This is a genomic window from Taishania pollutisoli (assembly GCF_014518315.1).
GTDB lineage: Bacteria > Bacteroidota > Bacteroidia > Flavobacteriales_D > Crocinitomicaceae > Taishania > Taishania pollutisoli.
The window spans coordinates 239,192-262,902 of record NZ_JACVEL010000001.1 but is presented as its reverse complement, the minus strand read 5'-3'; the positions used below and the strand labels follow the sequence as shown (position 1 = coordinate 262,902).

Sequence of the window (23,711 nt, the reverse complement as noted above, 5' to 3'; positions counted from 1 at the left end):
CTGTTCAGTTCATTTTTGTTGGGCCAACCCCTTCCTGATCGAAAATTACTTTTTTATAGGTGTCACGCAATTCATTGTTGATAAAGGCTTCTACCTGTGCTTCGTACGCTTTGGGGTAAAGAACGTGTACATTCGGTCCCGCATCCAGGGTAAAGCAAACGGGAACGTTGCTTTCCTTGCGGAATTCCATCAATCGTTCGATGGCTGTAATCGTTCCTGGTTTTACCAACAAGTAATAATCCATGGATGTCATCATCATGGCATGTAATGTCAATGCTTCTGATTCGCACAACCGGATAAATGCGTCCATGTTTCCGGTTTTGAGAATCTCAACCAATTCAGCTGTACGCTCATTTGCCTGCTGGAAGCGTTGCTCCGCGTACGGATGGTTGTTCATCAGGGAGTGTCCCACGGAGCTGGATACTTTCTTCGGTTCATCTTCAACGATCAGGATGGCATCTTTCATGTTGTGAAACACCGGGTGTACATCACTGATTGCAATGGCGTGTTCGTTGGAAGTATTCTTTACGTTGTCATTTTCTCCCCACAAAGCAAATCCCGGAAACATGCTGCGGGATGCGCTACCACTTCCCAGTCGGGCTAAATAGCTCGCTTTGTTATAGAACTGTTCGTCCTTGTCTGTTCCCTGCAGGATGTAGGCAATGTCCAGAAGCGCCAACGAAATTGCTCCGAATGCAGAGGCAGAAGAAGCGATCCCTGCCGAGTGCGGGAAACTGTTGGAAGAGTGAATCGTAATTGCTTTTTCACCCAGAAACGGAAAAAATTCGCGGTTGTCCACTAAAAATTTAGCAACACGCTGACCAAACTTCTCATTGATTTCTCCATCAAAAAAGTAAGACAACTGAACCGGTTCATCCGATGTTTTTTCAGACAATTCCGCCTCGACTGTTGTATATGAGTTTGACAATGTCAGACTGAGAGAGGAATTACAAGGCAATTGATTTCCTTTTTTCCCCCAGTATTTCACAATTGCAATATTGGACGGGCATGACCACGTTACTTTTACTTTGCTCATTAGTTCCTTATCTGTTTCCATTCATTTTATTAATTCATGATACGTAAATAGAGTAGTATACCCTTTTTTCTCAAAATAGTCTTTTGCTGTTTCCTGTTCCCGGCAGGTAGCGAGGAAAAAATCTCCACCCCATGCTCCCAGCGACTTAACACTATAAGGATAATCAGAAAACAGGCGCTGTTTTAATTGATCCGTTCCGATGATGGAAGAGATCAATGCTTCCGAACGATCCAGTTGCTGTTCAAACACTTCAATCGCATCCGTTTGAATAGCTGTTGAGATCATTGTGTTCATCGCATCCACCTGTTCCTGTGTAATCGTTGCCTTTTTAAAACGCTTGATTTCTTCCCGGGAGTTTTGCTTATTTCCCAGGTAGATAAACAACAGGTTGTTTGTGACTGACGCAGGAAAATCGATGTGCATCTTTACATTTCCATTGGCGTACACAATCGGGGCTGTTGCCGTCGCGCAAGCTACATCGTACCCCGAACCGCCAAACGACACGTCCAGCAATTTCCGGGGATCTACACCTGACCACTGATTGAGCAGACTGATTAATGTCGAACTGGAACCAAGTCCCCAGTTGAGTTCAAAGTTCGCTTCTGCTTTGAAGTACTGTTGAAAATCAAGCTCCGGTCGCTCTGTGCGAATGACCCGAAATAACCGTTGCAGAATTTCCGCTACTTCTTCATTATTGGTCTCCAATAGGGTAAAATCATTGCTCATAGAAGCAGAAAACCACATTCCGTGTTTGGAATAACTTTCCCAGCGGATATCCCCTGATTTCGTTACAGACAGCGTTTGCCCGAATTTTAGAGGGAACGCGACACAATCCGATCCGTTGAGGACCAGGTATTCACCAAAAAGCATCAGTTTTCCTGATGCCTGATAGGTTTTTATCGTATTTTCCTGAACTGCCAATTACGCTAATTGAAGGGATTCAACATACGTTCGGACAGCTGACACAGAGACATTTTTGTCTTTGAAATAAGCAACGATCTTTTCGCGGTCTTCTTTTTTCACTTCCAGTTGATTCATGATGTTGAACAAGTGCATTTTCATATGTCCTTGCTGAATCCCTGTAGTTGTCAATGATTTCACCGCACCAAAGTTATTGGCCAATCCCGCCGCCGCCGCGATTCCCATTAATTCCCGTGCATTCGGAAAATCTAACAGTTCATGCGACAGTTTCACCAATGGATGTAAATTTGTCAATCCGCCAACGACGCCCATTGCGATCGGCAAAGTCAGTTCAAAGCGGAAGGTATCGTTCTCAATGGTACAATTGGTCAATGACGAATACCCGTTGCCGTGAATACTCGCATAGGCATGTCCACACGCTTCGACTGCTCTGAAATCGTTTCCTGTTGCCAAAACTACAGCATCAACACCGTTGTAAATTCCTTTGTTGTGCGTCGTTGCACGATACGGATCTACCTGTGCAATTCTTACGGCTGTATGGAATTTTTTGGCGAATTCTTTTCCGGAAATACCGGGAACAATCCCGTCCAGGTTTTTAACGTCTGTTTCTACCCAGCATTTCACCACACAATTCGGCGTCAGGTTGGAGAGGATCGACATGATGATTTCCAGTCCGTCCTTTTTAAACTCCGGTTGATTCTGATGCCAGTTTCTGAAAATTTCCGCAAACCGCTCCAGGCAGGAATTGACAAAATTTGCTCCCATTGAATCAATTGTTTCAAAGGTCACAAACAATTGCATTAATCCCGGCTCTTTGTCGGAGAGGTCCTTCAGAACAATATCTTTTATTCCCCCGCCGCGGTTGCGCATGTTTACAGTAATATCTTCTGAACCGTTGATGAACAGTTGTTTTAATTCATCAAAGCGATTGGTCAGTTTTTGAATGTCATCGTGCCATAAGAAATGGACTTGTCCGACTTTTTCCGTATCAACGATTTCGGTATGAAAACCTCCCAAGGCGTACCAGAATTTTGCACTTTTTGAAGCTGCCGCAACAACGGAACTTTCTTCAATTACCATTGGAACGGCAAACGTCTTTCCGTTGATTAAAAAGTTGGGTGCAATGCTGTAGGGTAAATGAAAATTGGATATTGTATTTTCACTGAATTCATTAATGACTTCCTGAACTTCAGCTGTAGGATGATCAAAACTTTTAAAAATTTCCAGTGTTTTTTCCGGAGACTTAAAAAATTGTGCGATTGCTTCCAGCTTCTCTTGCTTGTTCTTTTTTGAGAATCCTTCTATTAGTATTTCCATTATCTTACTTTTAGAAATTTTTGGGCCATTAGTAACCCTTTTAGTTGTATTTCGGCGAATCTATCCAGTGCTTCCTGTGATTCATTTGCATGTTTTAAGAATGGTGCTGCCTGTCCGTAAATTGCTGGAATCTCCGCCTTAGAAGTTAAGTAATAACCGTCTAAAAAGTTTTTTATCCCGCCACTGATAATAACAGTATTGCATTTACGTTCAGTGCCTAATTCCCGGATGGCTGTATTCAAAAAGCCGACCATTTCGGGTGCAGAATGCCCCAGGGCGATCACATCTTCATAATGTGCTTTCAATGACTCGTTGCGCAAGAGTTCCAGTTTTGAAAAATTGGTTCCGCCATTTGCTGCGAAGTCGATGGCTAAAATCGGTAATTTCAGTAATTCCTTCATGCTTTCGGGACCAAATCCTTGCCCCACCTCTTTCACAATAATGTTTGTGTCAATTTCATTCAACAACTGTTTGATTGTCACCAATGGGGAGCGCTGAATGATATCACCTTCCGGTTGCAGCCATTCCTGCAATGGGTTCACGTGTACAATCAACCCGTCTGCATCCAGTTTGTCTACCAGTACTTTTAATTTAGACGCCTGACCTTTGTCAATTAATCGTTCGATTTGTGCAATTCCTACATTGGCATACAGCGGAGATGCATCTCCAAGGATCGGACGCAGGTTAAAATCATCAAAATAGGTATTGTCTTCCAGGATGATCCGACAAGATCCCAGTCCCATTCCAAAGCCATATTTACCTGCTGTCTTTGCCAGCATTTTATTGATCGGTCCGGCAGCGGAAGTGCCACCTGTCATGCTCGAAATCCAAATCGGGTAGCGCATTGTTTTTGCCCCTAACTGAATTGGTAAATCCGATTGTTGAGGATGTCCCTCTAACATCGGTTCGTAATAAAAACGACCATCCGATAAGGCACTTTGCGAGGCAAAAGCCAAATCCAAATGGTTCTGTTTTCTTAAGTCTGCCGCTTCAAGCGATTCATGTTCAATTTTTTCCATCAGATCATTGCCGGAACTTCTTCCTCCTTTAGTATGGGACGAATAATTCGTGTTGCATTTTTATATAAGCGAAATTGTTTCGCCGGTTTTGTAATAAAATGTATCGGGTGCTGCATTGCCACTTTAAAAAAGTGTTTCAGCAAAAACGGCTTGCTTTTGTTGATTCCCGACAGGATGGAAAGCGGCCCTATAGCTTGCTCTCCTCCCTTTTGTAAATATTCAAAGCAGGCCTCCTTCAATTCATCATCTGTAAATACTTCATACAAAGCGTTTGCCAAAATATTGATTGTCTCAACCCCCCTTCCTCTGTTCTTGTAATATTCATGGATAGCCTGCTCCAGATTTTTTTCATTCTGAAAATCAACTCCCGTTAATTTGTCATTCAGGCAAAGAATATCTGAAAACGATGCAGTCATTCCACCGCCAGTGAGCGGATGCCTCATGTTTAATGAATCACCCAGAAGCGCGGCGCCTTTCTTGCGGAAAGCCTGACCTTTCATCGAGTGATTCGGCATCACTTTCAGTGGTTCTTCATCCATGGCTTTCAAAAATGAGGCAATCATTTCTTCCGGTAGTATTTTTATGACTTCTTCCTTTAATTTCTCCATTGATTCTTTCCCCATTTTCGGAGCTTTTCCACCAGGATAGTCAATCAAAATACGGTAAGCATTGGTGTGAATCGGGTACACCAGGATCGGGAAAGCACCGGAAACAATCATGTGTCCATACGAAGGAAATTCCAATTCGAGATCTTTGAGAACCAATCCCATGAAATGAGATGTGACTTTCTTATTTACCTTACTCAGTTTTTCCCGCAATATGGACATGGGGCCGTCGCATACGATGGTTAATTTCGCGTGTTGCGACACAGTTGTACCATCTTCCTGTGTGTATACTACACCTGTTATTGTGTCATTGTGTTCAAGCATCCGGATGACATTTCCCTGAACCAGGGTGATGTTCTCCCTTTGCTGTAATTCCTTTCGGATATTTGTCAGGAATTTTCCGTTTCTCAGACCAATTCCTTTGATGCCTTTTTGAACTTCGTCGTATTCAATTGTGAAGCGGTCGTTTCCCTTGATCAGGTTGTAGCCATTGACTTCCTGTGCATCAATTCCTTCCAGTAAATGACGGAGTTTTAATTGTTCGAGGGCTTGAATTCCACCGGGTTGCATCAATTCTCCGATGATTCGGTCCGGCTCTGTCAGATCTCGCTCTATAACAAGAATACGGGTGCTGGCAGGTTGAGAGGCCGCAAATACTCCTCCGGCAACTCCGGCACCTATGACAATGATATCAAATTCACTTGCGTTCATTTTGAATTTGGGACAATAGTGATTTAATTTTACCTGTGTTGTCTTTTTTCGCTAAACTGTTCAGGATTGAAATAAATTCTTTTTTCGTGCTGTCAAAATCTTGGATTGACATGAAATATTTAGCAGTTTTTCCCTTCCGTATCTTGACGCTCTTGTGCAATACTTCCGGATTATTGTACAGTGCTTTTAATGTTGCAATTGCCATTAATTGCGGAATGGCACAAAAGCGAAACACCTTTTGGTTCTCCAGACATTCCAGGAATTCCAGACATGCAGGAACATGAGAAAGTGCATTGAAAATTACTTCATTCAACGCAGCAAGTCCGCTTTTTTCATCTGCTTGCAGTTGGTGCAGTGTTGGTGCTTTCTCTTTCCAGGATGCTTCCGGCCAAAAAATACGCCCTTGTTCCAGGTCTTCAGCAAAGTCACGAATGATATTTGTTTTTTGAAGAAACAAGCCCATCTCGTTACTAAGTTCTTTGCTGAACAGTTTGGGGCTTGTCTCTAACTTAGAGGCAAGAAACAAGCGTGTCAAACCGATACCAACCAGTCCGGCAACGTAATAACAGTAATCGTCCCAGTCTTCATAACTTTCAACGGTTGCATGCGCATACTTGTTCATTCCGGTTGCCATTTCATGGGTTATTTCGGTAATAACCGTTTTGTATTCCGGCCCCAGTTTTTGGTATTCACGAATGACTTTGTCAAAATGAAGCATCAGATCCTGATAGTCCTGTGTATCTCCGACATTTTCAAGTGTAAATTCTTCAGTGTTGATGCGGTCGGCAAATGTCAGCAGCATATCTTTCTTGATCGCATTGTCGATGTTCATATCATCTTCAATTGTATCAAGTCCCCGTAAAATGAGGTAAAACAAACAAACAGGGTTTTTCAATTCATCCGGCAACTGCTGAATCACAATTGCAAAAGAACGGGAAACCTTTGTAAGTGCTTCATAGCAATAACTCAAATCATCTGTGGAGTGAGCTAAATCTTTCAGCCGTTGGGCTGAAGGTTTGAATTGCTTAAAGTCTTTTTTCATTTGTAAAAGATAAACCAACTCAGATACGTGAAAGGAGTAATATGTTACCCTTCTAATCATTATTTTTCGGTTTTTAAACACAAATTAGGACACAAACATACGTACATTTTAGAGATCTGGTCTAAATTTTAACGTTTTAAAACCAATTTTAAACCGTTATTTACCTACGATAAAAAGGTGAAAACGGTTTTTTGTATAAAAATGAAATTCACTTTAACCATTGATTATCAGTTATTAATATGGGTTTTTAAAAGTAAATAGGCTGAATTGCCGGATGTAAATTGTGTGCTGGATTTTTCCTTTCGGATTTAATCATTCTGTTGTTTTAACAGGTAAAATCCGACCGTTTTTTCAAAAAAATCTAAGCTTTCAAGGGTAAAAATACCCGAATGAATTTGATGGCTTGCTCCGGCGCATCTTCCTGAATATACGTTTTAGCATTAAAAATGGTTTGCCATTTTGCCTGCGGAAAGACGTGCAGGAATTTCTCCATTTGTTGTTTGGGAAAATAACCGCTTGTCTTGATTTCCCCAAAGAACCAATACTGGTGTCAAAGTCCTGTAATCGTTCTCATCGGGAGTACAGAGTTGAGCAATAAGCCGGCTAAATGTTTTAACCAAAAATTGAAAAAACAACATCAAAAGACTTCTTTCAATAATCGGATTCCTTCTTCCAACTGTTCTTCAGAAAGTGCTCCGTAACTTAACCGCATTCCCTTCACTACGGCATCCCGTGTATAGGTCTCGGGAGGGATGATGAGAACACCTTTTGAGCGGAGCAGTGCATCGGCTTGTTGCCAGTCAATTGCCTTTTTGGGAACGAGCCAGAAGGCCAATCCACCTTCGGGAATTGTATAAGTTACTTTGTTTTTCAGGTATGTATCTACTAATTTTCGGGTAAAGTCGCGTTTGGACCGGTAATAATTCGTTGCTTTTTTCAGATGCCGTTTGATCGTTCCGTCCTGTACCAATTGTAAAACAGCTTGTTCCATAATGGAATCACCTTGCACATCGATAATTTTTCGCAGGTTACCAACCCGTTCAATCAACGTAAGATCATTGCTTACGAAGTAGCCAATCCGCAATGCCGGGGCGACCACTTTACTCATGGTTCCGATATACACATACTGTTTCAACTCCGCAAAACTTGACAACGGCAATAACGGGCGGTATCCGAAATGAAACTCATTGTCATAATCATCTTCAATGATCATAAAACCATATTCGTTTGATAGCCGTACCAACTCCATGCGCCGTTGCAGACTTAATGTCACTGTTGTCGGATATTGATGATGCGGAGTGGTGTAGAGGGCGCGGATCGTTTTATGTGTCTTCAGGTAGCCGATAACATCTTCTGTCACTAATCCTTCCGCGTCGACCCGTACGGGAAGTAGCTGAGCTCCGGCATGTTCGAATGCTTTCCATGCAGGTTGATACCCCGGATTTTCGACCATTACAAAATCTCCGGTGCGAAGCAGACACTGAGCTGTCAGATACATGGCCATTTGACTGCCCCGTGTGATACAGACTGCGTGTTCATTGACCTGCATTCCCCGCTGATGATTGAGCATGTGTGCAATGGCTTTTCGGAATTCGGCATCTCCCAGTTGACTGCCGTATCCCATCAGTTGCCACTTCGCTTTCCGGTTAAAAATTTGCCGGTAGGCCCTTGCCAGCTCCTGAACAGGCGCAATTTTACTGTCGGGATGCCCGTCATCAAAACGAATCCGGAATGTGGTTCCTGGAATTTCAGTTGTTTCACCAACCGACGAATCACGTTTTTGTTTGCCGGAAACGGGAAGAATTTCAGCAACAAACGTTCCTTTTCGCTCCCGCGAGACCAACCATTCTTCGTTTAGTAGTACATTGAGGGCTTCTACTACTGTGTTGCGGTTTACTCTTAGTTCCCGGGCAAGCTTTCTGCTGCCCGGAAGTGCTGTTTCTTTTGGCAGCCTCCCCGATTGGATGTCAGTAATAATTGCATCTGCGATTTGCAGGTAAACGGCTTTATCGCATGCGTAATTGATCTGTAGTTCTAATTTCCACGGTCGCAACATCTGGACTATCTATTTATGTCAAAACTGTATCATATTGATGGTCCAAAGGTAGCTTACTTTTGTTTTGCAATAGTGCAATAACGTATAAAAAAACAGAACGATGTCAAAATTAGAAAAAAACACGGCCGGTATCCGCAAGTCGATTCATGTAGAGCAGGAACAGTTTAGTTCCAAAGATTTTCACCGGACTTTCGCCAGACCGGTATATGTGAAACCGTCACATCTTGTCCATAAGCATGTAGAAAAAGCCGGTGTACATGATCAGTTTTCAACAGAACGGAAACATCCTGTATTTTTTGTGGATTTACCCAGTAAAAATGTCAGTATGACCATTGGAGGATTACTTCCCGGGCAGCAAACCAATCGTCACCGTCACACCTATGAGACCGTGTTGTATGTGATCGATGGGAAAGGGTGGACGGAAGTGGAAGATGAACGCGTGGAATGGGAAGCGGGAGATGCTGTCTATATTCCTTCGTGGGCATGGCACAAACATCAGAATTTAAGTGACAGTGAGCCTGCAAAGTACATTGCCTGTGAGAATGCTCCTCAATTGCAAAATTTAGGAGTGGCACTTCGGGAAGAGGAGGGAAGAGACCTGTAACCTTCGGGCTTAAAAATGAACGTATAATATTAAAATGAACAAGAAATGAAAGATAATTTATTTAAAGGTGTCATTGCGTACCCGATTACACCGTTTGATGATAACGGGCAGGTAAATATTCCATTGTTTAAACGATTGGTTGAGCGCCTTGTAATTTCCGGTTCTCATGCCATCGCACCTTTGGGAAGCACGGGGGTGTTACCGTACTTGTCTGACGAAGAAAAAGAAGCGGTAACGGAGGCAACCATTCAGCAAGTTTCCGGCCGTGTTCCGACATTGGTAGGAGTGTCTAACCTCACAACGGAAAAAACCATTTATCATGCCCGGTTTGCGGAAAAATCCGGAGCAACGGCAGTGATGATCATTCCTATGAGTTACTGGAAACTGACAGATGATGAGATCGTAGATCACTACGATGCGGTAGCTTCAAAAATCTCCATTCCGATTATGGCATATAACAACCCTGCGACGAGCGGAGTGGATATGTCTCCCGCTTTATTGAAGCGATTATTGGAGATTCCGAATGTTACGATGATCAAAGAAAGTACGGGAGATATTCAACGGATGCACCACCTGAGAAAAGAATTGGGGGAGGGTGTTGCGTTTTACAACGGATCAAACCCATTGGCTCTCGCTGCTTTTTCTGCAGGAGCTACGGGATGGTGTACAGCAGCCCCCAATCTGATTCCCGAACTCAATATTGCTTTGTACAATGCAATTCAGCAAAATGATCTGGAAACGGCGCAGTCACTCTTTTACCAACAGGTAGACTTATTGAAATTTATTGTAGCGAAGGGATTACCAAGAGCTGTGAAAGCAGGACTTCATTTATTGGGTGAAGACGGAGGAACACTACGCAGTCCGTTGAAACCATTGACGGAAGGTGAAACCGAAGAATTGAAGCATATTCTGCTGCGCATACCGGAGAAGTCACACCTGGATCACCTGTTTATCTGAAAACTGTACCAGTATCCGCACCAATAGAACCGGTAGTTTTATACTACAATTAATTCATTAAAATGTTACGTATGTCAAAAGCTGTTTTTTATCATGCAGGATGTCCTGTATGCGTGAGCGCGGAGCAGGATTTGTTAAACCTCATTCCTGCAGCGCAAGTAGAAATTGTTCATTTGGGGAACGAAAAAGCGCAGGTTTCACAAGCCGAACAAGCAGGAGTGAAATCCGTTCCGGCATTGGTACTGCCCAATGGAAATGTGCTCCACATTAACTTTGGAGCTTCTATTGAAGACCTGAAGTAAAGAAGTGCCCGGAAATAATCTTCCGGGCCTTTTAACCCATACTTTAATCAATTTTACTCAACAATGAATTATAGAATCAAAAAAGCCAGTCTGGAGGACCTGGAGGCGACAGCCGAATTATTTAATCAGTACCGTATTTTTTACCGTCAGGAATCTGACCTGGCAAGAGGAAAAGCATTTATCCGGGAGCGAATGCTCAACAGTGAATCGGATATTTTCCTGGTGTTTGTTGATGGAAAAGCGGTTGGATTTGTCCAATTGTACAAATTGTTTCATTACACCAAACTTCAAAAGCAATGGTTACTGAGTGATTTATTTGTTCACCCGGACTACCGGGGAAGAGGACTTTCAGTTGCTTTGATTGACCGCAGTAAACAATGGTGCGAAGAAACCGGGGCATGCGGATTGATGCTTGAAACCGAAAAAACAAACGACATCGGGAATCAATTATATCCCCGATGCGGATTTGAATACGACGGGGCACACAATTATTACCATTGGTGGAAATAAACGAAAACGGCGGATTATTACAATCCGCCGTTTTTATCGCTGTTGATTTATTTCTATTATTCCTTAATTTTCCGGTACTCTTCAAACAGTTTATAATTATCTTGTTTGTCAGTCGTCATGTAGCGTTGTTTGTTTTGCGTAGCTGTGCTATCCAGGTATTGCAGGTATGCTTTCATGGATTTGAATGCTATGGCCATGTCGTAGTCAAACGAATATTCTCCCGGATCAAAACTTTCAGTTCCTTTTAAATCTCTGAAGTAACGCTTCCATTCAGGATCGTTATTTGAATAAAAAATATTTTTTGTGATGTCTTTGGCCGGGAGCAAAAAGGACGCAAATTTTTGTTGAGCAGGTAGGTGACAACTCATACAGGAAGTCATCTGAAGGCGTTCATAGGTTTTTCCGTTGACAATACCATTCAATGCGACAGCTCCATCATTCGGACCGCTCAACCGACCTCCCCAGCCCAGGGTTTCCCGGCTGTAATAAGGAGCTGAATTGTTGATCCACGTTTCCTGAAGTAATGGATTTTGGTCGTAATATACTTCGCTGACAGCTGTATTGACTTCCGGGTCATTCCCCCACATTCCTCCCAACGGTACAAATTTATCCAGGATGTTTTTTGACTTGACGGACTTATCATAAACCAGTGTGGAGAACATCCAACCGGTGGTCGGGGAGTTCTTCGAATCTTTCACAATCATATCAATTTGAAATAAGCTGACGGTGTGGTATTTGTAAACAGTGTCAGACGGATTGTTGTTGTAAATCTGGAATTCCCGTGCGCCTTCCATGTCGCTCCATTTATCCTGATTCACATTGGAAAAGGCTAATTTCAGAATCACAGCGCCTTCTTTGAACTGCCCTTTTTCTTTCTCCAGGTCAACTTTTCTATCTTTGGTCAACGGAACCATACCATCGGTTCCAAAGATTTCACCAAGGGTAAATGCTGCCAGGGAATCGTACAGCACAAGTACATAACCCAGCTGATTTTCGTTTACATTTTTAAAAGTTCCTTTTTGGTTATTGTTCCCATTGTAGCATCCTAAAATAGGATCCCTGGTATCTCCGATCCATGGTTCGTGAAACCACCCTTCCTTTTTGGCGTTCCAGTTGGCATTATCAAGAATAAATTTTTCCAATGCAGGTGTTACGTGTTGTTTCAGCTCCTGGATGTATGCTGCTGCATTGTCCTTGTTTAACGGACTTTGGAATGCTTCACTCAATTTAAAAACGGAATGCGGAAGTTCTTTCGGGTAGGCGCAATTGATCTCAAATAATTTGCCATGGTGTTTGGGAACAGAATCACTGTGACTTTTAAACGCGATTGGTTCCACAACAGAAACAGAGGGCTCTTCCGGTGTTGAACATGCATACATTGCCAACAGAAGAACAGATACGATAAGTAGTTTTAAACAGCTATTCATAACACGTAGTTTTAGTAGAGTTAATACTTGTAGTTTACAAAAGAACCATCCCCAGAAAGAGATGAATCTTTCAAACAAACATAAACGATTCCGGGTGTTTCCGGTAGGGTGTTTTTACTGTTTTTGACTAAGGGAAATTACCTGAAAATGACTTGAATCGCATTGTTTTCAGGTTTTTATTCGCTGTTTATTGCATTCGTTTTTATATCTTTAGAGGAGAGGTCGTCTCATACTATTACCCTTACAATTGTAAAAACATTGTTATGCATCACTATTTGAGAGGCTTTCTGATACAGATGAAAAATAACTTGGAATCATGGGATATAGCATTACACTGGTTGAAGACGATGACTTAATTTCAGCACTGGTAACGTACTTCTTACAGTCTTCCGGGAAATTTAAAAAGATTGACACCTATAATGACGGTACTGTTTTTCTGGATTCGATTGAACATGCGTGGCAGGGGGCAGATGCAATTGTAATGGATTTTAAACTGGGAGGAATGAACGCGGAGGTGCTGCTGAAGGAGTTACACGAAAAAGCAATCGGGATTCCGGTTATTATACTCACTTCTCATTACAATGAATACCTGATGGGGTATATGATCAAGTCCGGGGTGGCGGCCTATCTGTCGAAAACGATTAAACCGGATGAGTTGCTCTCGGTCATCGAAGAAGTGATTGAAAAGGGACATTACATCAGCCAGGAACAGTTTCATTTCCTGAAAACGGCATTTTCCGGGGAGCGGCTGAATGCTTCCAAACAACCGTTGGACATCACTGAGCGGGATATTGATGTGATTTATTTATTGGCGAATCAGTTGACTGCAAAAGAAATTGCAGAAAAATTGTACATTTCACCAAAAACGGTAGAAGGATATAAAAATGCGTTGTTTTCTAAAACCGGAACAAAAAGCGTTGTCGGGTTGGTATTATATGCCATTCAAAACGACCTGATTGATGCCGAATCCGTTGATCTGGGATTGAAAAATGCATGACACTACATAAAAGCTATTAAAAATCAACTATTTGCGTAATTCGACTTACTTTATAGTTCATCACCTGACTTTAGAACAAATCATATAAAAAACATTTCTTCAACGATTCGCTTTTTTCGCTGTTTCGAACAAAGCAGGATTGATGTGACAGTAACCTCCCGGATTTTTATCCAGGTAATTTTGATGATATTCTTCTGCAGTATAGAAATTTTGAAGAGGTTTCACTTCCACCGCAAGCGGCTGATCATAGTTTTTTGCTACTTCACGCATCATTTCCTGGATGGCAGGTAACTGATCTTCGGAAGTATAATAGACGCCACTTCTGTACTGTGTACCGACGTCATTTCCCTGTCGGTTGATACTGGTGGGATCAATGGTTTTAAAGAACAGTTCCAGTAACAGGTTTAGTTGAACCTGCTCCGGATCATAGGTGACTTTCACAGTTTCCGCAAAGCCGGTGTTTTTATACACCACATCCTGGTACGTGGGGTTTTTTGTATGTCCGTTGGCATAACCAACTTCTGTTCCCGTTACTCCTTTAACTTGCTTGAAAAAATGTTCCGTTCCCCAAAAACAACCACCTGCAAAATAGATGACTTGTTTCGTTGTGTCTGTTCCTGAAATGTCCGTTTTTTCCATTTCTGTTTTTGATTGATTGTAAGACGTATTGCCACAACCAATTATTAACACTACCAGCATACTTGCAAACGATAAGATATTGATTCGTTTCATGAGACTTAATTTATCGGTCATTTCATTGGTTTTTTCCTCTTCTGTTTCACGTTTCCTTCGTATGCACTTTGTTGCTCCGGATTCTTGTAAACAGAGAATTAAATGTACGATAAAATAGTTGTTTTTACAAAAACGGTGAAAATAAACGAATCAGCCGTTCGGTGATTTTTTTATACTTCGGTCTTTTTACCCAGTCGGAATAATGGAGCTCCCGGGAATGCTTTAAATCCTCATAAAAGACTTCTGCCAGTGCATGTGCCTTTTGCTCATCGTAGATCATAGCGGAAACTTCAAAATTGAGGTCAAAGCTGCGCAAGTCTAAGTTTGCCGTACCAATGGAAGCTAATTTGCGGTCCGTCACAAAGGTTTTTGCATGAATGAATCCTTTCTGGTAACGGTAGATTCGAACTCCTGCTTTCAGCAGGTCTCTGAAATACGCTTGTGCAGCCAGGTTAACAATCACCGAATCTCCTTCCTGGGGAACCAGTAATTTTACATCAATTCCACTCAATGCTGTAAGAATCAATGCCTGTTGCAGGGTTTCATCCGGGATGTAATAAGGAGTGGTTATCAATACCTCTTTTTGAGCCAGGCTGATTGCTTTGACAATCGCATACAGGATGTACGGAGCATCCGAATCCGGTCCGCTGGAAATAATCTGAATCGGTATTTCCGTACTTTTTGCAGGAATTTCGGGGAAATATCCAAGGTTGAATCCCAGCCGCTCATCACTGCAGAAGTTCCAGTCCAGCATGAATACTTTTTGAAGCAGGTACGTACTACTTCCATTGATCATGAGGTGTGTGTCCCGCCAATACACATTTGAATCCGGTCGATTGATGTATTTATCACTGACGTTAATCCCTCCGACAAAGGATGTCGTCCCGTCAATCACAACAATTTTCCGGTGATTTCTGTAATTCAGCCGGTTGGCCATGAAAATCAACTTGATTTTATTGAAGGGGAATGTTTTGACTCCGTTTTCCTGCAATTCCCGGACAAATGCCTTCCGGATACCTTTGCTGCCAAAATCGTCATAGATGAAGCGAACTTCTACTCCTTCTCTTGCTTTTTGAATCAGGATATCTTTGATCGCGTTGCCGATCACATCATTTTCGTAGATGTAAAACTCGATGTGAATGTGGTGCTTTGCCTGGCGTAACCGTTCCAGTAATACCGGGAAGAAGGCCTCTCCGTTAATCAGAATTTCAACATCGTTGTTATAAAATACCGGGTTGAAATCATCGGAATCCGGATTGGTCAGCAGTTTAATCAGTCGCTGATTTTGGATCACGGATCGATTGTCTCCGTTGTTCCCTTTTTGGAGGGAGTCAATGACTTTTTTGATGAATTCCTCCGTAAGATGACCGTCAGCGAGGAGCTTTTTACTGTAAATCTTACGCTTCCGGTAGTTGATCCCAAATGAGAAGTAGAACAAGATTCCTACGACCGGAACAAAGATGACAAATAACAGGTAGGCAAGTGTCTTACTAACAGACCGGGTGTCCCAGATGACCCGCATACAGACTACAAATAACAGTAGAATGTAGATAATTTCGGCAACGATAAACCATTTGGTGTGTCCCGGCATAGTACTGAAGTTGTTTCTACAACGAATGTACTATAATTCCATTCATCTGCAAACCGGTTTTTTTCAAATTTATTTGTGTTCTATCCGGAAATGCAGTGAAAAAATAAAAGTCGTCCATTTCTGAACGACTTTTACCATATATTATTTCTATTTTATTACTGTTTTTGTACACGGAAGGTGAAAGGTTGGTTATCTATCATTCCATTTACAAGATACATTCCCGCGGCTTGATTTGAAAGATTCACTTCAATTGTATTTGCAGAAGTGTGTGTTGCTTCGAATGGAATTGTTTTTCCATGAATATCAATGATACTTACAATTGAACATTCAGTTCCCGAAGTAACACTTGCTGTGAAACGACCTGTTGTTGGGTTGGGATACATTTCGAATCCGAATGCCTGTCCGTTATCAGCTATTCCTAAGCAAGCATCTACATCGATGGTAAACATGGCTTCTCCATCGCATCCGTTTGCATCCGTATATGCATACGTAATTACGTGAGCTCCCGTAGTTGTTGGTGAGAAAATCCCCCCGCTTACTCCCGTTCCGGAATATGTTCCTCCTGCCGGACTTCCTCCTGAAAGGGTCAAGGATGGGTCATCTATACACATTAATGAAACCGGTGAAGTAAATGTAACTGTTGGTGCAGTGTTGACAGTAATGTCTTGTGCGGCATCATTTACACAGCCGTTTGCATCCGTGTATGTATATGTTATTGTTTGCGTTCCCACGGTCGGGTCGAAATCAGTGCCTGTGACACCTGTTCCTGAATAAGTTCCTCCTGCCGGACTTCCTCCGGTTAATGTCAAAGCACCAGCATTGCTGCAGACTGCGGGAACAGGATCATAGGTGACTGTAGGAACAGTGTTTACGACAATCGTTTGAGAGGAATCATTCACACATCCATTTGCATCTGTATAGGTATAAGTGATCGTTTGCGTCCCCATAGCCGGGTCAAAATCAGAACCTGTGACACCTGTTCCTGAGTATGTTCCTCCTGCCGGACTTCCACCTGTCATTGCGACCATTCCTGCATCTTCGCAAACGGCTGAAAGTGGATCCAACACAACCGTTGGTGATGTATTGACAGTGATTGTATAATCCGAATTAAATGCGCATCCATACGGGTCTGTATAATCGTAGACAATGGTTTGTGTTCCTGCCATTGGATCAAAAGTTCCTCCGGTAACACCTGTTCCTGAATAAGTTCCTCCGGCAGGAGTACCTTCTGTCAATACATATGGATCGGCATTGTCACAGATAGACGGTGAAGCTGAAAAGCTGATTGGATTTGCCGGACAGACCACCGTAATGGAATAATTCTGAGCTCCTGAACAACCACTTGCATCTGATACCGTTGCTGTGAAATTGAATGTTCCGGTAGCAGTTGGTGTACCTGAAATAGTTCCATTGGAAGCCAGTGTCAATCCCGGAGGCAATGCCCCTGACGTGATTGCAAAACTTGGTGCGCCAAGTGCTCCTGTTTGACTCAGTGTTTGTGTATAGCTCGCTCCGGCAGTTCCGCCTGTCAGTGCTCCCCCGGCTGTCATTGTAAATGCCGGGCAGACATACGGTGTATAATCTACCTGATCAATTCCAATGTAATCTGAATTTGTACCTAAACTTCCTGCACCTGTCACAAAATAGCGGAATGCAATGCGTCCGGATGTTGGAGCAGGGAGTCCTGAAATGGTAATGGTGTACTGTGTCCAAACCTGTGGATAGACATTTGCAACTAACGTCGGATTGACACTTAACAACAAGGTAGAGAAATCTCCTGTTTGAGCGGCATTCGCACCGGCATTAGTACTTGCACCATTTGTACTCATACGCACTTCCAAGCGATCAGGATAATCTGTCTGACCGCTACCGATCGTTGGTTTCCGTGTGTAAAAAGTAAAGACATCCCCATTTCGTAATGTTCTGTTTGGAGTGATCAGCCAATTGCTAATTGTCCCCGTACTACCTGTACTATTAAAGTTCACGGCAATGTATGCATTTGCAGCTCCGTTGTATGAGTTGAAAGGCCCCGGAGTTGGAGTTGCGGTTGTTGCTGTTCCCTGAAACCAGCTAAGACTTCCGACAGGCGAACTGTTATTCTGAATAACCCACCCGCTACCGGCCAATGTAGTAATATCATCAAATGATTCTGAGAATGACTGTGCGAACGACTTGAAAGACAGTCCGGATAGCATGAATGTCCCAAACAAATAGGCTGTAAATGTTGAAATTCTTGTTTTCATAAAGCAGTAATTAATGAGTTGATGAATTCGCTACTTGCGTGTAATGTGTTATCTCCCGTTGCAATTGTTCTTTTACGTGCACGTCTGAAGTTTCTGCTAATTCAATAGAAAGCAAACGAAGGTATTCTTCTTTTAGCACACGAAATTCTTCCTTTAGTTTGTTGACTTGTGCACGTGAAGTGGCAACCGACTGATCAATCTCCGCTTGTTTCGCTTCTAATTTTGTACGTTGTGTGTTTAATTCAACGGGTAATGAAGCAGTGAGCGTTGTTTCTTTTAGAGGATTGATTTGGGATTGTCCGTAACTTGACTGTGTAAACAAACAAATACACCCTGTAATAAAAAGTAATTTTGTTTTCATATAAATATTAGGTTTAATGAAGCATAGATGTAATTCAATAAATACATTCTTCTAGTTTATACCATATCACAAAAGTCAAGTTAAAGTAGTACTTGGGTGCAAGGGAAAACACCTGATTTTATAAAACAGGTAATTATCTCCCTCAGCTGTTTTAATTTGGATGTACTATAATTTCTCCAAAATTTATTGAGATTGCCATTCTTTTCTTCAGGGAGTTTCTCCTTTTCTCACCAGGTTTTTGATCAGTGGAATAACAAAAATCAATAGCAAGGGTAAAAACAAGACGATCTGGTTTTCCTGAAAGTCAAACACAACCGTATTGGACATGGTTTCAATCATGAAGACAAACAACAGGTACATTTCCAGTACGAGTAAAATCCCTCCGGCAAAGACATACATGGCGTTGTTGTGCACGAAATTGGCAAATGTGGAGGACAAGAAATAGAAGGTACTGCCTGCAATCAGAATGAGTACGATTGTCAGGATCGAATAGAAGTAATATTCCCAGTGAGAATCAGGGTAATCGGCTGTCATTAATTTTTCAAGATCTCCCAATGTCAGGTATTGGTCACTGATTTTTGGAAAATCGTCCGTATGAAAACGAGCCAGGTAAAATTGATTTCGGATTTGCTGCAACCACGGAATGTCCGATTTTTCCTTTTTGTGATCAATGGATGTGAAGGAAATCTCCAGGGAAGAGGAAGAAGTTGTTCCTGTTTTTGCCAGGAAAATGCTGTCAACCATATCAGACATACTAACCAGGTAATGGTAATTGGTGCTGTTTTCTCTCACGCTTTGGTCAAACGTAAAATAAAGTGGAATTCCTCTGATTTCTTTTATTTTAATACTGTCAATCACCAAACTTACCGATTTGATGAATTGGGCCATTGCTCTTTTTTCCTGAAATGAAAAATCGGGGAAGTAAAAGTTGATTCCTATTTTATGATGCTTTGTATTGGCTAATCCTTTGATATCTTTTAAGATTTGGTAGAGCACCCGGACTTGTTTTTTATGAGAATGGAGGAAATTGTCGGTGTTTTTCTCTCCTTCCAGTATAAACAGGAAGTCCAGGTCCATGGAATCGGGGAGTTGTTCCACTTCCGGCATCTTTCGCATCGTGATACTGAACGAATCCCGGGCGAAATGGGCGGTGTATTCACGCAGCACATAACGATCTTTTTTCAGGTGTGCATTCATCATGGCCCGCAGATAACTGATGTGCTTTTTTTCTTCCGGTGTCATTGTGGAAGAATCCCGGCTATTGACGTAGGTCAGGAAATTGTGAACAAACTCATCGAATGACATTCCGAGGCTTTTTGTTGTTTTTTCCATGTCGTACATACTCAGAAATACCGTGTCCCGGACGGTATCCCGTATAATGATACTGTCCTGCAGGGTGAAAATTTCAAAATATTCCCCCGGATAACCTGTTTCGCAGGAATAGCACTTGTATTCTTGTGAAAACACAGAGTAATGGATGAAACATACCGCGAACAGAAAAATTTTTATAAGTTTCATAGTCTATTGATATTAGTTATCGGATGTGATGATTCCTTCTTTTTCACGCTCTTTTTCCAGGGCGTGCTTTATTATTTTTTGTGTGAGTTGCGTGTTCTGGGTGTGAAACAATTCCAATGCACAACGTTGTACCACATTGATCATGCTTCCTCCCGATAGTTCTGCTTCCGAAGCAATTTGTACCAATTCTTCTCCGGCTTCCTGCAACCACTCTTCGGGCAGCATCTGTTTCCACAAACGCGTGCGTGCATTCCGGTCCGGCATCGGAAAGTATAACACAGACTGAAAACGGCGAAAAAATGCTTCGTCCAGATTGTCTTTCAGGTTGGTTGCCAATATCACCATTCCCGGGAAATCTTCAATGCGTTGCAATAAATAAGCTACTTCCTGGTTGGCATGCCGGTCGTTGGAAGAATTGGTTTCCGAACGTTTCCCAAATAGTGCATCTGCCTCGTCAAAAAACAAAATCCAGTTTTGGTGTTCGGCCCGATCAAAGATTTTTGCAAGGTTCTTTTCCGTTTCACCGATGTATTTCGAAACGATCATCGACAGGTCGATCCGGTAGACATCCATTTCGTGTTTTTTCCCGAGTAGCGAAGCTGCCAGTGTTTTTCCTGTTCCCGGCGGACCGTAAAACAGACAACGGTAACCGCGTTTGATGTATTTGCTGAGGTTCCAGCGTGAGCGAATGGTGTGTTCGTGTTCCACCCACTGTGAAATGCTTTCGAGGTCTTCCCGCAGGTGATAGGGAACCACCAAATCACTCCATTCCAGTTGTGTTTCCATGCGTTTGGCCGGGAAATCCGCGCTGTAATCCGGTCGATACGTTCCGTCGTTGAGCAGTTTTGCCAGAAATTCATCCGACACACACAATTTCCCGCTCAAGAGTGGTTCACCTTCTCCCTGTCCTTCCAGCCGCAATACATTTTGCTGATGAAACCAGTGTTCTTTGCTGAATAACTGTACCACCAGCGCACGGCTTTGCGGGTTGTCAATTCCCAGTAAAAATGCGGCTGTTTCTCCGGTTGGTAAAAAACCGCTGTGCGAAATGCCTTTCCACCCGCCAAATTCGGTGTAGGGTCTATCCAGCTCTTTGTTCTGAATAAAAAATAAATCCAGTGCCTGTGGATTGATGTGCGGCATAATGGCCAATAGCAAAACGATCAACTCCTCCCATGTTAGTTCCTGCCCGGTGAGTGTGCACAATTCTTCTCCATCCAGCGGAATTTCCCGCAGGGAGTTATATTCGCTCTCGTGCTGAAAGTAGAGCGAGAATGCCGTGTGGAGGAGAGTGGGGAAGTAATTCATTGTTATGTACTATCGAATGATTTATATTAGAATGAAAATGTTTTTAAGAAAGAGTAACATTGTTTTCTTCTGCCCAAGTCTCTAAATCCTTATGCTTGGTTATATTAACAGTTACTGTATCCGGTACTTCGAATGCTTTAATGTGCTCGATAACTTCATCAATATCACGGTTTTCCTCATTGAGATGCTCCCAATTTATTACGAAACCACCACTCTTAAAATGATTTACCAGCATTTGTTTGATTTCATCACTTGAAAAAAGGCTATTGTATTCTTCCTGTGGTTTCTTCCCTATTTTAACCTTGGCATGTCCTTTTATAGTCTCTTCTATAGTCTTCTTCACTTTCCATAAAGCATTCTCAACATCTATATGTCCTTCCCCTACCCAATAAAACAGACTTGTATTAGAATCCGGGTCCATGAGTAAATCTATTTCCTCTACAAATGTTTCTTTTTCTGCTTTTAGCTTTGCAGCTCTTACCTTTAACGCATCTTGTTTTTCTTCAACCATTGCATCATAAGGAGTTTTAATACTCTCATCTTCATTTCCGAAATCCAGCATTTCAGTTAAAAAAGGGAGTAAAGGAATACACGTCTCACAGGATTGGACTAACTCTCCATGGTCATAACCTCCCCCTTCATCTTTTCCATGAGCCCAAACTTCACTCATGTAATAGGGACCCTTTAAACGATTATCTATAATGTGACCAATGAGTTTTGGAGCAGCGCATGATCTACCCTTACTCATTTCATCTTTAACAGTATTAGCAACATCTTCTGGAAGTGTATCTAACTTTTCTTGTGGAATATATTTGCTAAAATCAACCTCGCTCTCGCCAACAGGTGTTAATCTAATTGCGGTTGATGCATTTTCAAATTTTTTATTTCCCGCTGCACTACCTGATATTGAAGAAATAGCGACATTTCCTGCAAAAGCTACTCCAATCATGTGTCCCGTACTATATTTTTTATGTAAAATATCTGCCAATGACCTTGATGCTGCCAAAGTAGTATTTGTGCTATATACAGCTTTTCCGGCTACATAATCGCCATGTGATGTATCATCGCCATAGACATCACCAGTGAATTTATCTCCGGGTCGATTGGGAACATCTGTTCCAGTTACATCTGCATCTGTTCTTAATTGTACCGATGTATTCTTCGTAAGATCATTACTGGTTTTTAGCTGATGTATTTTATGTTTATAATATTGTAGTATACTACTTGTTGTTCCTTGTTGTTGAGCGTTGGGTAATATCTGAACAGAATTAGATGGATGAGTTGTTGTTTTCATATCCTGTATATTTATATCCTTAATTAAAGTGATAACTTACCGGTTACTGCCAGATCACCACCATAAGCTGCTTTATAGGTCGCATGAAAAGTAGCATTGGACGAGATATTTGTGTTATACATGTCAAATACCGGAGCCATTCTTCCGACATCTCCTGCATCAGCTTCACAGGTAATATTGTCACCTCCGTCTTTGGCAACTACTGTTGCAATATGAAAGGAGCACCCGGTAAGAACAGCTCCTGTTTTTGGAACAGTTGAATAAGCTTCTCCAATAGAGGGATTTGTTGTCTCGTTTGGTCCGAAGTTATCATCTGCTGCCTGCGTGTGTGAATTATTAACGGCAAAATCCATAGGCATTCCGGCAATTGTAACTTTGAACATTTCTCCATTGTTTAAGTTGGCTATTGTTCGTGCTAAATGCTGTGCAAATTGTAAACAATCATTTTCATATTGACCGGTGTATTGATAGCGCTTAAATCCATACCATGTATTCCCGGTATTTGTCATCAAATTTGCAGGACTAGGTACGGCAGTTCCGTCTTTTACTCCAATTTCATCTTTACCGGATTTATCAACCCGATAGTGATCATTTTCAGATGTTTTGAAGCGTTTTGTTTCCGAATATTTCTGAATCATGGGAACCCCTGAACTATTTTTTAATTTTCGTTGAACAGATGTCAATGAACTATTTTGTGCCTTTGCTCCCATCACATCCGCCTCTTTTTCCAACCCCGCGTCATCATTTATGTTAACTTTCCCTTTCATCTGCCGGGTTGCTTTCACCCGACCTTGTTTTTGTTGCACTACGTGCCAGGCTTCATGCGGTAGGTGTTTTTCCTGTCCCGGTGCTACATGAATGTCCGTTCCCTGAGCGTATGCGTGTGCTTGCAAAGTAGCCGGTTGTGAAGAGTTGTAATGTACTTTTACATCGTTCATGCTATAACCTGAAAGGTTTTCAATGCCGCTTTTCAGGTTGTCGGGCAAACCTGTGTTGTTGGGCTGTCGTTGGAGTAGTTCTTCTTCGTCTGGCTCCATTCTTTGGGCGATTTTATTCTTGTAGGTTTGAAGAATACCTCCCATGGAATTCTGTTTCTGTGCGTTGGTATATACTTCCTGCCTGCTTCTTGTTTGTTGGGTTCCGGTTTTCATAATTTGCTT

At 42.1% G+C, this 23,711-nt stretch carries 21 protein-coding genes and 1 pseudogene; 5 read left to right on the top strand and 17 right to left on the bottom strand.

Annotated features, from left to right (window positions below):
- Nucleotides 1–4: 4 nt before the first annotated feature.
- The 8 genes from H9Y05_RS01080 to pdxR all read right to left on the bottom strand — a co-directional run bounded on the left by H9Y05_RS01080 (nt 5) and on the right by pdxR (nt 8,707).
- Entirely contained in the window at nt 5–1,057 is a 1,053-nt protein-coding gene (locus tag H9Y05_RS01080) for a diphosphomevalonate/mevalonate 3,5-bisphosphate decarboxylase family protein (RefSeq protein WP_163492313.1), read from the bottom strand.
- The gene (locus H9Y05_RS01075) at nt 1,058–1,957 is read right to left on the bottom strand and encodes a GYDIA family GHMP kinase (RefSeq protein ID WP_216713263.1); all 900 of its coding nucleotides are present in this window, start codon (nt 1,955–1,957) and stop codon (nt 1,058–1,060) included.
- Entirely contained in the window at nt 1,958–3,274 is a 1,317-nt protein-coding gene (locus tag H9Y05_RS01070) for a hydroxymethylglutaryl-CoA reductase, degradative (RefSeq protein ID WP_216713262.1), read from the bottom strand.
- A complete protein-coding gene (locus H9Y05_RS01065) occupies nt 3,274–4,293 on the bottom strand; it encodes a beta/alpha barrel domain-containing protein (RefSeq protein ID WP_216713261.1) in 1,020 nt (339 codons plus the stop codon). The genes H9Y05_RS01070 and H9Y05_RS01065 overlap by 1 nt, the downstream gene beginning before the upstream one ends.
- A complete protein-coding gene (locus H9Y05_RS01060; RefSeq protein WP_216713260.1) occupies nt 4,293–5,609 on the bottom strand; it encodes an FAD-dependent monooxygenase in 1,317 nt (438 codons plus the stop codon). The genes H9Y05_RS01065 and H9Y05_RS01060 overlap by 1 nt, the downstream gene beginning before the upstream one ends.
- Nucleotides 5,596–6,651, bottom strand: a complete 1,056-nt coding sequence (locus tag H9Y05_RS01055; RefSeq protein WP_216713259.1) for a squalene synthase — start codon at nt 6,649–6,651, stop codon at nt 5,596–5,598. Before H9Y05_RS01055 ends, H9Y05_RS01060 begins: the two co-directional genes overlap by 14 nt.
- A 361-nt stretch (nt 6,652–7,012) precedes the next feature.
- Nucleotides 7,013–7,144: a hypothetical protein gene (locus H9Y05_RS16435; protein WP_262890156.1), complete on the bottom strand. Its 132-nt coding sequence runs from the start codon at nt 7,142–7,144 to the stop codon at nt 7,013–7,015.
- A gap of 144 nt (nt 7,145–7,288) precedes the next feature.
- Nucleotides 7,289–8,707, bottom strand: coding sequence for a MocR-like pyridoxine biosynthesis transcription factor PdxR (gene pdxR, locus H9Y05_RS01050; RefSeq protein ID WP_163492307.1), 1,419 nt, complete (start codon nt 8,705–8,707; stop codon nt 7,289–7,291).
- A 100-nt stretch (nt 8,708–8,807) separates the two neighbouring features.
- Here pdxR and H9Y05_RS01045 point away from each other — a divergent pair, with 100 nt between their 5' ends.
- The 4 genes from H9Y05_RS01045 to H9Y05_RS01030 all read left to right on the top strand — a co-directional run bounded on the left by H9Y05_RS01045 (nt 8,808) and on the right by H9Y05_RS01030 (nt 11,080).
- Complete coding sequence (locus H9Y05_RS01045; RefSeq protein ID WP_163492306.1) at nt 8,808–9,311, top strand: cupin domain-containing protein; 504 nt, start codon at nt 8,808–8,810, stop codon at nt 9,309–9,311.
- Nucleotides 9,312–9,356: 45 nt separating this feature from the next.
- Nucleotides 9,357–10,268, top strand: a complete 912-nt coding sequence (locus H9Y05_RS01040; RefSeq protein ID WP_216713258.1) for a dihydrodipicolinate synthase family protein — start codon at nt 9,357–9,359, stop codon at nt 10,266–10,268.
- Between the two features lie 71 nt (nt 10,269–10,339).
- On the top strand, nt 10,340–10,570 hold the full coding sequence (locus H9Y05_RS01035; RefSeq protein ID WP_163492304.1) for a conjugal transfer protein TraF: 231 nt from the start codon (nt 10,340–10,342) through the stop codon (nt 10,568–10,570).
- Between the two features lie 63 nt (nt 10,571–10,633).
- Complete coding sequence (locus H9Y05_RS01030; protein ID WP_163492303.1) at nt 10,634–11,080, top strand: GNAT family N-acetyltransferase; 447 nt, start codon at nt 10,634–10,636, stop codon at nt 11,078–11,080.
- 56 nt (nt 11,081–11,136) lie between these two features.
- Here the strand turns inward: H9Y05_RS01030 and H9Y05_RS01025 are convergent, their stop codons facing one another.
- On the bottom strand, nt 11,137–12,507 hold the full coding sequence (locus H9Y05_RS01025) for a hypothetical protein (protein WP_216713257.1): 1,371 nt from the start codon (nt 12,505–12,507) through the stop codon (nt 11,137–11,139).
- Between the two features lie 316 nt (nt 12,508–12,823).
- On the opposite strand from H9Y05_RS01025, the gene H9Y05_RS01020 reads away from it, so the two are divergent.
- Nucleotides 12,824–13,504: a response regulator transcription factor gene (locus tag H9Y05_RS01020; protein WP_163492301.1), complete on the top strand. Its 681-nt coding sequence runs from the start codon at nt 12,824–12,826 to the stop codon at nt 13,502–13,504.
- A gap of 105 nt (nt 13,505–13,609) precedes the next feature.
- Here H9Y05_RS01020 and msrA read toward each other — a convergent pair.
- The 8 genes and pseudogenes from msrA to H9Y05_RS00980 all read right to left on the bottom strand — a co-directional run.
- A pseudogene (gene msrA / locus H9Y05_RS01015) lies at nt 13,610–14,143 on the bottom strand (peptide-methionine (S)-S-oxide reductase MsrA); the annotation flags it as partial.
- Nucleotides 14,144–14,360: 217 nt separating this feature from the next.
- Nucleotides 14,361–15,827 carry a cardiolipin synthase gene (gene cls, locus H9Y05_RS01010; protein WP_163492299.1) on the bottom strand — a complete coding sequence of 489 codons (1,467 nt, stop codon included), beginning with the start codon at nt 15,825–15,827 and terminating at the stop codon, nt 14,361–14,363.
- Nucleotides 15,828–15,982: 155 nt separating this feature from the next.
- Nucleotides 15,983–18,070: a T9SS-dependent choice-of-anchor J family protein gene (locus H9Y05_RS01005; RefSeq protein ID WP_216713255.1), complete on the bottom strand. Its 2,088-nt coding sequence runs from the start codon at nt 18,068–18,070 to the stop codon at nt 15,983–15,985.
- A 10-nt stretch (nt 18,071–18,080) separates the two neighbouring features.
- A complete protein-coding gene (locus tag H9Y05_RS01000; protein WP_163492297.1) occupies nt 18,081–18,431 on the bottom strand; it encodes a hypothetical protein in 351 nt (116 codons plus the stop codon).
- A 207-nt stretch (nt 18,432–18,638) separates the two neighbouring features.
- On the bottom strand, nt 18,639–19,949 hold the full coding sequence (locus H9Y05_RS00995) for a hypothetical protein (protein ID WP_216713254.1): 1,311 nt from the start codon (nt 19,947–19,949) through the stop codon (nt 18,639–18,641).
- A gap of 12 nt (nt 19,950–19,961) precedes the next feature.
- Nucleotides 19,962–21,257, bottom strand: coding sequence for an ATP-binding protein (locus tag H9Y05_RS00990; protein WP_216713253.1), 1,296 nt, complete (start codon nt 21,255–21,257; stop codon nt 19,962–19,964).
- A 43-nt stretch (nt 21,258–21,300) separates the two neighbouring features.
- On the bottom strand, nt 21,301–22,551 hold the full coding sequence (locus tag H9Y05_RS00985; protein ID WP_163492294.1) for a hypothetical protein: 1,251 nt from the start codon (nt 22,549–22,551) through the stop codon (nt 21,301–21,303).
- 23 nt (nt 22,552–22,574) lie between these two features.
- Nucleotides 22,575–23,702, bottom strand: coding sequence for an eCIS core domain-containing protein (locus H9Y05_RS00980; protein WP_163492293.1), 1,128 nt, complete (start codon nt 23,700–23,702; stop codon nt 22,575–22,577).
- Between the last annotated feature and the right edge of the window lie 9 nt (nt 23,703–23,711).